The sequence below is a fragment of the Pseudoalteromonas holothuriae genome (genome assembly GCF_945859825.1).
Taxonomy (GTDB): Bacteria; Pseudomonadota; Gammaproteobacteria; order Enterobacterales; family Alteromonadaceae; genus Pseudoalteromonas; species Pseudoalteromonas holothuriae.
This window is the reverse complement of the sequence record NZ_CAMAPC010000018.1, coordinates 85,349-95,866: the sequence shown is the minus strand read 5'-3', so window position 1 is coordinate 95,866 and position 10,518 is coordinate 85,349. Positions and strand designations below refer to the sequence as shown.

General features: G+C 39.5%; 9 protein-coding genes and 1 pseudogene. 6 read left to right on the top strand and 4 right to left on the bottom strand.

Annotated features, from left to right (window positions below; genetic code table 11):
* Positions 1-156: 156 nt before the first annotated feature.
* Positions 157-801 carry a type 2 periplasmic-binding domain-containing protein gene (locus OCI93_RS17450; protein WP_261626932.1) on the bottom strand — a complete coding sequence of 215 codons (645 nt, stop codon included), beginning with the start codon at positions 799-801 and terminating at the stop codon, positions 157-159.
* A gap of 185 nt (positions 802-986) precedes the next feature.
* Here OCI93_RS17450 and OCI93_RS17445 point away from each other — a divergent pair, with 185 nt between their 5' ends.
* The 6 genes and pseudogenes from OCI93_RS17445 to OCI93_RS21150 form a co-directional block, all read left to right on the top strand.
* A complete protein-coding gene (locus tag OCI93_RS17445; RefSeq protein ID WP_261626931.1) occupies positions 987-1,685 on the top strand; it encodes a DNA-3-methyladenine glycosylase I in 699 nt (232 codons plus the stop codon).
* Positions 1,682-3,133: a protein adenylyltransferase SelO gene (locus OCI93_RS17440; RefSeq protein ID WP_261626930.1), complete on the top strand. Its 1,452-nt coding sequence runs from the start codon at positions 1,682-1,684 to the stop codon at positions 3,131-3,133. The genes OCI93_RS17445 and OCI93_RS17440 overlap by 4 nt, the downstream gene beginning before the upstream one ends.
* Positions 3,134-3,150: 17 nt before the next feature.
* Positions 3,151-4,926 carry an ABC transporter ATP-binding protein gene (locus tag OCI93_RS17435; protein ID WP_261594695.1) on the top strand — a complete coding sequence of 592 codons (1,776 nt, stop codon included), beginning with the start codon at positions 3,151-3,153 and terminating at the stop codon, positions 4,924-4,926.
* Between the two features lie 106 nt (positions 4,927-5,032).
* Complete coding sequence (locus OCI93_RS17430; protein WP_261626929.1) at positions 5,033-6,082, top strand: OmpA family protein; 1,050 nt, start codon at positions 5,033-5,035, stop codon at positions 6,080-6,082.
* A gap of 381 nt (positions 6,083-6,463) precedes the next feature.
* Positions 6,464-7,273, top strand: a complete 810-nt coding sequence (locus OCI93_RS17425) for a hypothetical protein (protein WP_261626928.1) — start codon at positions 6,464-6,466, stop codon at positions 7,271-7,273.
* A 184-nt stretch (positions 7,274-7,457) separates the two neighbouring features.
* Positions 7,458-7,568: pseudogene (locus OCI93_RS21150) on the top strand (OmpA family protein); the annotation flags it as partial.
* Positions 7,569-7,633: 65 nt separating this feature from the next.
* Here the strand turns inward: OCI93_RS21150 and OCI93_RS17420 are convergent.
* From OCI93_RS17420 to OCI93_RS17410, 3 genes are read right to left on the bottom strand one after another with little or no spacing between them, the layout of a single operon-like run.
* The gene (locus OCI93_RS17420) at positions 7,634-8,422 is read right to left on the bottom strand and encodes a 4'-phosphopantetheinyl transferase family protein (protein ID WP_261626927.1); all 789 of its coding nucleotides are present in this window, start codon (positions 8,420-8,422) and stop codon (positions 7,634-7,636) included.
* Entirely contained in the window at positions 8,389-8,778 is a 390-nt protein-coding gene (locus OCI93_RS17415; RefSeq protein WP_261626926.1) for a hypothetical protein, read from the bottom strand. The genes OCI93_RS17420 and OCI93_RS17415 overlap by 34 nt, the downstream gene beginning before the upstream one ends.
* Positions 8,778-10,409, bottom strand: coding sequence for a S41 family peptidase (locus tag OCI93_RS17410; RefSeq protein ID WP_261626925.1), 1,632 nt, complete (start codon positions 10,407-10,409; stop codon positions 8,778-8,780). The genes OCI93_RS17415 and OCI93_RS17410 overlap by 1 nt, the downstream gene beginning before the upstream one ends.
* Positions 10,410-10,518 lie beyond the last annotated feature (109 nt).

Sequence of the window (10,518 nt, the reverse complement as noted above, 5' to 3'; positions counted from 1 at the left end):
TAGTCTGATATTCCCTCAGCGGTTGTTAAAATAGCTCATTGCACCTTGCGTAAAAAGAGCGTATTCGCTTCGCTCATGTCGCTAACCTTTTACACTTACTTCACCTTGCGCAAAGGAAACGTACTCACTACGTTCGTTGTCGTTAACCCTTTTCACCTATTTAATATTAAGACAGTTTTTAACGTAGTTATCGTAATACGTCTGATCCTTCCATAAGGTGTTCACACCATAATCGAACAAAGACGCATATTTTTGGCTATGTCGGTTAATAAGTAAGTACCCCTGACTAACAAAAGCAGGTTTCTCTTGAAATACAATACGTTGATTTTGTTCTGCGCTAAGTGCTTTTGCAAACTCAGTTTTAGTTTGCTCGGTCAGAACGGTAATATCAGCTCTTTTTTTTAGTAAAAGTGAAAGATTTTTACTTGTATAAGTTGCATTTACTACGGTTATATCATGTTTTTTAATGGCATTAAGTAATTTTTTTGGATATGTAAGCCCTTGATTTAGTAATAATGTATGGTGTGATAGGTCTTTATATGTTTGGTAATTAAAGTCCAGATCGTCTAAATGGTAGAAACGACTAATTTCGCTAGTTACTGGTGTTTTGGTATAAATATAATCTAGTGCCCTTTTTTCACTGTAGTACCAATACGCTGTTCCCGAAAACTCTTGCTTTAATCCTTGATGATAAGCTCTATCCCAAGGCATAAAAATAAACCTTACTTTTAGATTAGATATTGCAAATGCATCATTGATGAGTTTTGCTACACAGCCTTGATCTCTGCGAGTTTGATCCATATAGGGAGGCCATTGACCTGTGCTAATATAAAGCGTCTTTGAGTGGCTTTGTGCTATGCATACGTTGATGTTGAGTAATAAAAATAGATATATAAAGTGGCGTAGCACGATTGATCTCGATATTAGGCATTATCATTAAATATAGTCAATTAATAATTTTTAAGAAAGTGAGGTGGTCACCTTTTATGGACGGATTTAAAACAATCTTGGCATGTGCAATAGAGCGAAAGGGGTGTGAACAGAATGTGCTTTCTTTAATTGGTGAGCCGCGCTCTTCGCAAGAACTAATGGAGCTTAGTGATTCTGATTGGCTTGAAGAATTTACACGTAAAATTTTTCAAAGCGGTTTTTATTGGAGTGTGATTGATGCCAAGTGGCATGGTTTTAGAGAAGTTTTTTGGGACTTTGATGTAAATAAGCTTTTGTTGATGTCGCCAGATATGCTCGAACAAAGGGCCAGTGACGAGCGAATTGTACGTAACTATAAAAAAGTAATGACCATTCCTGAAAACTGCATGATGATATATGAAGTTGCGCAACAACACGGATCATTTGCCAATTTTATAGCACAATGGCCAAGTGATGACATTGTTGGTTTATGGCTTTATTTAAAAAAGCATGGCGCTAGGCTTGGCGGCAATACTGGGCCATTTGCTTTACGAGTATTAGGTAAAGATACATTTATTTTATCTCGTGATGTTGAAGCATATTTGCGAGCACATAGCATTATTGATGGTGGCCTTCATAGTAAAAAGTCATTAACGGCGATACAGCAATTTTTTAATACGCTTGCAGCACAAAGTGGGTGGTCATTGCAGGCACTGAGTCAGTTAATTGCCTTAAGCGTTGGTGATAATCACTTACAAATAAAGGGAAAAGAATGAGCTTTTTCGATCGATATAATCAAGTTGGAACACACTTTTGTGTGAGTAATTCACCAAAATTCGCACAAGCTACATGTGCCGATTCATTTAAATTACTTTTGTGGAATGACAATATTGCCCAAAAACACCATATCCCTATTAACAAAGAATCGGCTAATTTGTATCTTTCTGGACATTTGTCACTGGATGGTATTGAAGCTAAGGCTTTGGCTTATTCTGGACATCAATTTGGACATTTTAACCCTACCTTGGGAGATGGGCGAGCACACTTAATTGGTAGCTTTAACGACAGAAGTGGGCAAGCATACGACTTGCAACTTAAAGGTTCTGGTAGTACGCCTTTTTCACGCGCAGGAGATGGGTTATGTGCCTTAGGGCCTGCGGTTAGAGAGTTTGTAATGAGTCAGGCGCTTGGAGCACTTAATGTGCCAACAACTGACTGTTTGGCTGTTGTCACAACGGGTGAGGTTGTTCATCGAAACTCACCATTGTCAGGTGCTGTGCTATGTCGAGTTGCAAGTAGCCATATTCGAGTAGGCTCTTTTCAATATCTAGCATTACAGCAAGATGATGAGGGGCTCAAAACATTAATGGAATTGGCTATTGCACGTTATTTCCCTAATATTAGTGAACAAGGAGATGCTCGCATCATCGCATTTTTGCGAGCAGTGTGTAAAAAACAAGTTGAATTAGTTGTACATTGGATGAGAGTTGGTTTTATTCATGGTGTTATGAATACCGACAATACCTTAGTAGGCGGTGAAACCATAGATTATGGCCCTTGTGCAATGTTGGAGAAGTTTGACTTTGAACAAGTCTTCAGTTCTATAGATCAACATGGCCGTTATGCGTTTGGCAAGCAGCCGAATATGGCAAGTTGGAACTGTGCGCGCTTAGCAGAGTCGATGTTAACTTTGTTTGTTGCTGAGCAGAACCACGCTATAGAGCAAGTCAGTGAGGTAATGGTCGAGTTTGCCAATGACTTTAATAATCAATATCAGCAGATGTGGTCCAAGAAATTAGGCCTGCTCGATTGGCGTGAATCAGATAGTGAGCTATTGTCGCAATTACTAACAATTTTGCAAAGCGAGCACCTTGATTACACCAATACTTTTGCAGCTTTAAGTAACTCAATGTTGGATAAACCTTTGGCGTGCTTTAAGGTGCCACAATCACTTTTATCTTGGCAGCAGCGCTGGCAAGCGCGTATTAAAGAGTATCAAGCTGCGGAAGTTTCGGCATTGATGTGCTCGGTTAATCCTGCTGTTATTCCAAGAAACGCGCTAATGGAGCAAGTTATCGCAGATTATTATCAACAACATAAAAGTGAGCTGCTAAGTCAGTGGTTACCGCTGTTAAACAATCCATATAAGTATCAAGAATATGAGCAAAAGTTTTTGGCTGCTGCGCCTGATGAGCAGCATTATCAAACTTTTTGTGGAACTTAATTTTTTATGAGTAAAACATGACACAGACATTAACGTGGCAAGGTATTAAACAGCAAGTTTTAGCACATAAGAAGCCGCTAGTTGTAGCTCATATCATTGCATTTTTTGCTGCTTTGGTAAGTGTGCCAATTCCTTTAATGATGCCTCTTCTTGTTGATGAGGTGCTATTGGCACAGCCTGGACCAGCGATAGGTTTTTTGAATAGTTTAATACCCGTAGAGTGGCAACAAAGCGCCGTTTATATCGTAATTATTTTGTTGAGCGTTATGTGTATGCGCTTGGCGGCATTAGTACTTGGGGTCATTCAATCTAGGCAGTTTACTATCATAGGTAAAGGTATTAGCCTGAGTATTCGAGAGCGTTTGTTAACGCATTTACCTCGTGTGCAACTTAAGGAATATGAAACTCAGGGGGCTGCAGCGATTAGCTCTCGGTGTATTACAGACGTTGAAACGTTAGATCAATTTATTAGTCAGACATTATCCCGGTTCTTGATTGGCTTACTGACAATTCTAGGCACTGCTATTGTATTATTGTGGATTGATTTGACTTTAGGTTTGGTTATTTTATTACTCAATCCGGCTGTGATTTATTTTTCGCGTCAATTTGGAAAGCGGGTTAAAGATTTAAAGAAAGAAGAAAATGCTGCTTTTGAGGCGTTTCAATCCGCATTAGTTGAAACGTTAGATGCTATTTCCCAACTAAAAGCTGTACGTAGAGAAACCACTTACTTTGACTACGTTCGCACAACGGCGGTTGATCTAAAACACCGGGCTGTGCAGTCTCAATGGAAAACGGATGCAGTAAATCGACTAAGTTTCACGATCTTTTTACTCGGATTTGAAGTGTTTCGAGCGATTGCGATGCTTATGGTTGTTTTTGCAGACCTCACTGTAGGGCAAATATTCGCTGTTTTTGGGTATTTGTGGTTTATGATGGGGCCGGTTCAAGAACTGCTAAGTATTCAGTATGCCTATTATGGTGCGTCTGCTGCACTACAGCGGTTAAATCAAGTCTTTACTTTTGAAACGGAAACTCCTGCGCCAAAGAGTGTATCATCGGTATTTGAGCAATCAGAGGTTGGAATTTCCTTTAAACGTGTTAGTTTCGCTTATCAGCCAGAACTCCCAGTATTGCAAGATGTATCACTAGACATTCCTGCTGGAAAGAAAGTTGCAGTAGTCGCAGTGTCTGGAGGTGGAAAATCCACATTAGTGCAGTTGTTACTGGGGCTTTATGAAAAAGAGACTGGCAACATTGAAATTGCGAATACGCCAGTTGAACAAATAGGATATCAAACAATAAGGGAGAATGTTGCCACTGTTTTGCAGCAACCTATTCTTTTTAATAGTACAATTCGTGATAATTTATCACTAGGTCATAACCACAGTGATGAACAGCTTTGGCATGCTTTAAGGGTTGCAGAGCTCGAAAGTACGGTAAAAAGCATTGACGGAGAGCTCAGCGCATTAGTTGGACGCAATGGTATCAGACTATCCGGAGGTCAAAAGCAGCGTTTAGCGATTGCTCGTATGGTCTTGGCTAACCCCAAAGTTGTGATTTTAGATGAAGCGACTTCGGCATTAGATATTGAAACCGAAGCTAAAATTCATAATAACTTAAAAGTATTTTTACGTAATAGGACTACTTTAATTATTGCGCATCGCTTGAGTGCAATAAAACAAGCTGATTTGATTTATGTATTGGATGATGGGCGTATATCACAAGCGGGAGATCATAATAGCTTATTGGCCGAGCAAGGGTTATATCAAACGCTGTTTGGACATCGCTAATAAGCAACCAAATGTGGTGCGTTAAGTAAAAGTTAATTTATGGCCTACTATTATAGGGCTAAATTCATGAGCTATCTGTGCTCACATGTATAAAGGACGGGACAAAATGAAATTTAAATCTATAAGTTTAGCAATCGCTGCACTTTTGGCAGCTTCGACAGTTAATGCAAATGAGCACAAAGAAGGCGTTTACTTTGGTGTATTTGGTGATTACTACAAGGCTGATTGGAATGATATTCGAGATGCGGCAGGCGTAGATGTTGATGACTCAACAGGATGGGGTGCTGAGATTGGGTATCGCTTTAATAATAATTGGAGTGGCCGCTTTGAGTACGCTGACATGGACTTTGACCTATCTGGTGCGGGGACTGGATCGTTAGATGGTGATCGCTTTGGCCTTGATGCTTTGTATCACTTTGATGATAGCCCTTTCTACGGCTTGATTGGTTTGAAGTCTGTTGATGCATATGAAAATTTGACGTTTGCAAATATTGGCGCAGGTTATCGCCATTATTTTAACAGTAACTTGTTTGTGAATGCAGAAGCGGCGGTTTACCAAGGATTAGACAGAGGTTATACAGATGTAGGTGCAAAACTGGGTATTAACTATTTCTTTGGTTCAAGTAAGCCGGTGAAAAAAGTTGAACCTGCTCCAACGCCAACTCCTGCTCCAGCACCTATGGCTTTAGATAGTGATAACGACGGTGTAATGGACGGTGATGATCGTTGTGCAAACACACCAATGTCAGATGCTGTAGATAGCACTGGCTGCACTAAATATGAAGAACGTCAGGCTTCTGTTAAATTATTGGTGCGCTTTCCACATGATGCAGCTAAAGTTAAGCAGCAGTACTTTGATGATATTAATGAAGTAGTTAGTTTCATGAAAGCACACGAATCTGCAACTGTCGTTCTCGAGGGGCATGCCTCAGCAGTCGGTGATGCACAATACAATCAAATGCTTTCAGAAAAGCGTGCGAAAGTGGTTGCTAAGCAAATGATGAGTGATGGTATTGATGGTACGCGTATTTCAACGGTTGGTTACGGTGAGGAGCGTTTGAAAAATACCGCAAACACCTTGGAAGCACATGCTCAAAACCGCCGTGTAGAAGCAACAGTTACTTCAACTGAGCGTGTTAAAGTAAAACGTAAATAAATCTGACCACGCGACATAATTTTAGGCCTATATTGAATAGGCCTTTTTTTTGCTACAACTTACCTTTAAGAAATAAAGATCTAAATAAGTGTATAGCCAACGAGATTGATAATAGTCACGTAACTATAGGTTAGTCTGCACTGAACTAATGTAATTCGCTAAATCTTGCTCTAAAGATAAATCAAGCAAAGGTGATGTGATAAATACAGGTTGCTCGACCGAGCGGGTCGTTTTATCGATTTTGTATTACTTTGAACCCGCACCTGTTCATTACGGAGTAAAGCTTTATCGTCGAGAGAAAAATAAAAACCTTCGATATCATTATAAAAATTCATACGCTGTTGATTGTAATTTGAGTGAGTTTTAAAGGAGAAAAAAACCATGAAAGATTTAATACGTGGAGCGGTTATTACAGGTGCTATTTTGAGCTTTGGGGCAGCTTCCCAGCCTATTGTTGTTGATAATAATAACCCCTTTTTAAAATCTAAAGAGCAAAAAGCATTGAATGAACCTACAGGAGTTTCGGTTTATTCATTTTTAGAGGAAAAAGACTTTATTAGTAATTTGAATAAAGATTTAACTCACTTATATGATAAGAATAGTATTGTTGAGCAAAGTTATGTAGAGGTTAGTTCATCAGAAATACCTGACTATGATAAGCTTGTTCAAGATTACATTCGTCATGATAAAGATTTTAAAAAGTCTAAAATGAGAAATGCTCTACTTAAAAATGCGTTGTCAAATGACCCAAGTGCATCGAGCTTTTCACCTAAAAACTTTTCTTCCATTAGTGCTTTTGCAAAAGCTGATTTATCTTTATTTATAGAAACAAAAGAGAATCTTATTTTAGAGTCACTTGGTGGAAATTTTATAAAAGGCAGGGGCTGGGATTCTCTTACTAGGATTATAAAAAATGATAGATTTGGAACTATAATATTTGATGAGTGGGATTTTTCTGATGAAAATAGTGGTGTTATTATAGATGAAGATGCAATTAATGTAAGTGTAAGTCCTGGTATTATTGTGGTTAAAAAAGGCTCTGAAGGACGAGCTGAAACTATTTTATCTTGGGTTTCTAATAGCAAGTCCTATAGTATAAGGTTCAACAAAAATGCTTATGAGAGCGGTTTGTTTGATGAGCTTATGGCTATAGCAGAAAGTATTAACAATTATAATGCTTTTACTTATTAATTATAATATAAAGTAAGCTGGGTTAAAACTAGGGCCAAAAAGGCTAGCCGATATATTCCAATAAGTCGAATAGTCTACTTTGAATATTGATGTTTTAGAGCTGGCTTTTTTGAGTGATTTTATCAAGACTTAGCGCGATGCACTAGCTCTCACCCTGTGGTATTGATGACGATCGTATTTTACTGGCGAGGAGCGTTTGAAAAATAACGCAAATACTAAAGAAGCTCATGCTCAAAACCGCCGCGTAGAGACAACGGTTACTTCAACTGAGCGTGTTAAAGTAAGACGTAAATAATGTATTGAGTTAAATTTAAAAGGTCTGTGCAATGCAGACCTTTTTGCTTTAAATACCTTACACATTTAGCCTGAAAAGGCACATTCAGTTAGTACTAATTCCTCAGTTATTTGATAAAAAACTTCTATGAGCATCCCTTGCGGAATAATGGGCGATAATGGCTCTGTGATCATAAAATGTAACTTATTAGAGTCAAAATACATTAGTTGAGCAGCTTCAAAACCAAAAAAACGCTTTACGCTTGGGTAAAGCGCTTTAAAAATACTTTCTTTCGCTGAAAAAATGACGGTCAGAGGGCAAGGAATAAGCTCACTAAGTTTTAGGTGTATTTCTGCTTCCAAAGGGTGCAAAATTTGCCCTTTCAGCTTACTTTCTTGTTCTTGTTTCATGTGCTTTTCAATATCAATACCCAGCCCTTTTAAATCTTTTGCTGGGGCGGTCATTGCAAGCGCAATACCTTGTGTATGACTAATGCTGCCAATCACAGTTGCTGGCCAAACAGGGGAGCGATCTTCTGCGCTGGTCACTGTAAAGCTCGTAATAGCCATTTTTTCTAATGCAAATCGAGCACAGAGTCGGCCAGCCAAATACTCTGCTTTGCGTTTTGGCACCGCATTTTTTAGCTTTATTGGCATGCTAATGTTGTGTATTACAAAGTCATCTTGTTCAAACTGTTCAGGCTTAAAAGTACAGCAGTAATAAGGGTAACTTAATTGTGGTTTAAAAGGGCTAGCAGGTAGATAGTGCATATAAAGTTTAGTATTCACAGTTGTTGATAGATAATTTACCACAGCATAAGCTATTGTAGAAAAAGTCGCTGCTATTTTTGTGCAGTAGCCTCTACAGCGACACATTCAACTCCATCAAGGTTTAAATAGGCTTCCTTTTTCGGATAATACAACACGCATTGGCCGTGGCGCATTTGTAGCTCAAATCGAGTCACAGACAAGTCGTGCATGCCTAATATTGGGTCATGTCCAGAGGTGTTCATACCGCGTTCAAGCAACAAGGTACTCCTGTTGATAAAAACATTGTCTGCCAGTTGTGGCGCTACACCGCCTTTGAGGGTAACAATCGCTGCTTGAATTATAGCTTTTACCTCTGGTGACGTGTCTATTAATAGCGCAGGTTGTGTATCTACTGACTGGCTGTGTTTACAGCCAGCCAGTAGATATATACTCAGCATAAAAACCAAGGCACGAGAATTCATTATTTAGACTCTCTTATTGGTAGTATTAAAGCGCCAATTTTCGGCAGTTGCTGGGGCGTGGCTATGGCGGGCCCATCAAAGGTAAACTGTGTGCTTTGTTGTTGAGGTCTCGCGGCACTTTGCTGTGGGCATTGACCAGTATTAATATAATTCAGTGCAGCAGAAAACAATGCCTCTGATGGGGAACCAAGTGGTTGTGAAAAATCGTCATTAACACTGCAACCCGATACTCGGTTCGATAAACCAAGTTCGGTGTTATTCGTACTTGCAGGTACAGGCAAAAAACCATCAGCATATTCGCCAAACCTTTTGGCATTTTCACTTCTAAACTGCACGGTATAATAGACTTGTCCACAGTTGGGAGTTGGGAAGAAGCCATAGGGTTTACCACAAGTAGATGAGCCTATCACTACCACCTCTACATCTATCCCCTGTAAAGCATTAATAACCAGCTCACTGGCCGAACAGGTACTTTGTGTGGTCAATACATAAATCTTATTTAGGTTAATACTTGGCAGAGTTTCGTCGGTATAAACTTGCCTTTCCCAGTCTATGACGCGGTAGTCAAAGTTCAAGGCTTGATTGTCGGCTGCACGTTTATCATTGTAAGTTGTATAGCTAAATACCTTACCAGAATTGCTGGGGCCAGCTTCTGTAAGTGTTGGGCCAGCAATCATATATGCTAGTTGTGATGCCATATTCACGAGGCCGCCGCCGTTGTAACGTAAGTCAAGCACAAGCTCGTCAATGCTTTGATTGGCAAACTGCTGAAACACATTTATTAGTGGCCGTTGGCCAATCGAAATGAATTGATTGAATTGTAGGTAACCAACATCGCGGCCATCTACATTAATGACATTGAAAGTACGTACTGGCGTTGATTCAATATCACCTGCAGTCAAAGTAACTTGCTCGACTATGGCACCTTTCTTTAATAAAGAAAAGGTATGAGTATCACCTGCAATAGGACTTAATGCCGCATTAATAGTATTGATGTCGTTCGCACTTGAGGCGTTAATATCTATACCATCAATTGCGATGATCGTATCGCCTCTTTCTAAACCGGCAAATTGAGCTGGAGAGTCATTTTGTGTATATGCAACACGTATAACTCGTGGTGGAGTGCGATTAATAAACGCCCAACGTACGCCATAACTTGCAACGACACCTGATTGAGATTCCTTTTTAAACTCTTCGTAGCTTTGAGAAAAATGAAATTCGTCTTTCTCCTTGCCTGAAGGAGTACGAGCTGATGTTTTTAAGGAGTTAAAGTAAGCGAGTGTTGAGGAGAATGTGTTTGGGTTTGGGTCGGGTAATTCGTCGTACCAAAGATAAGTCTCATGGCTAAACGAACGTAACCAAAGCTTTTCTAGCATCATGCTTCCCGCCTTGTCTGGGTAGGCGGTGTTTTCAAAAGGGTCGATACCCTGTCGAGGATTAGCACAAAAATTTGCGTAGTTGCTAGCTGGTGCAAAGCTGCCTGCACTCCAGATTTCTGAAGGGGGAGATACGGGGGTGGTAACTTCATCCGATGATGGAGTGGAAGTATTACCACCTCCTCCACAACCGCTCAGTGCAAAGCTTATAAGTATCAAGCCAAGTAGCGCTATAACTGTGTTGGAGTTTTTCATTATTGTTCGCTTTTTTAAACTATTAGTTAAAAGCTAGCAAGTCAAAGTGGCAAAGGCAATATGAATACATAAAATTAGTACCTATATTGTTTAATTTTATGCTTGGAAA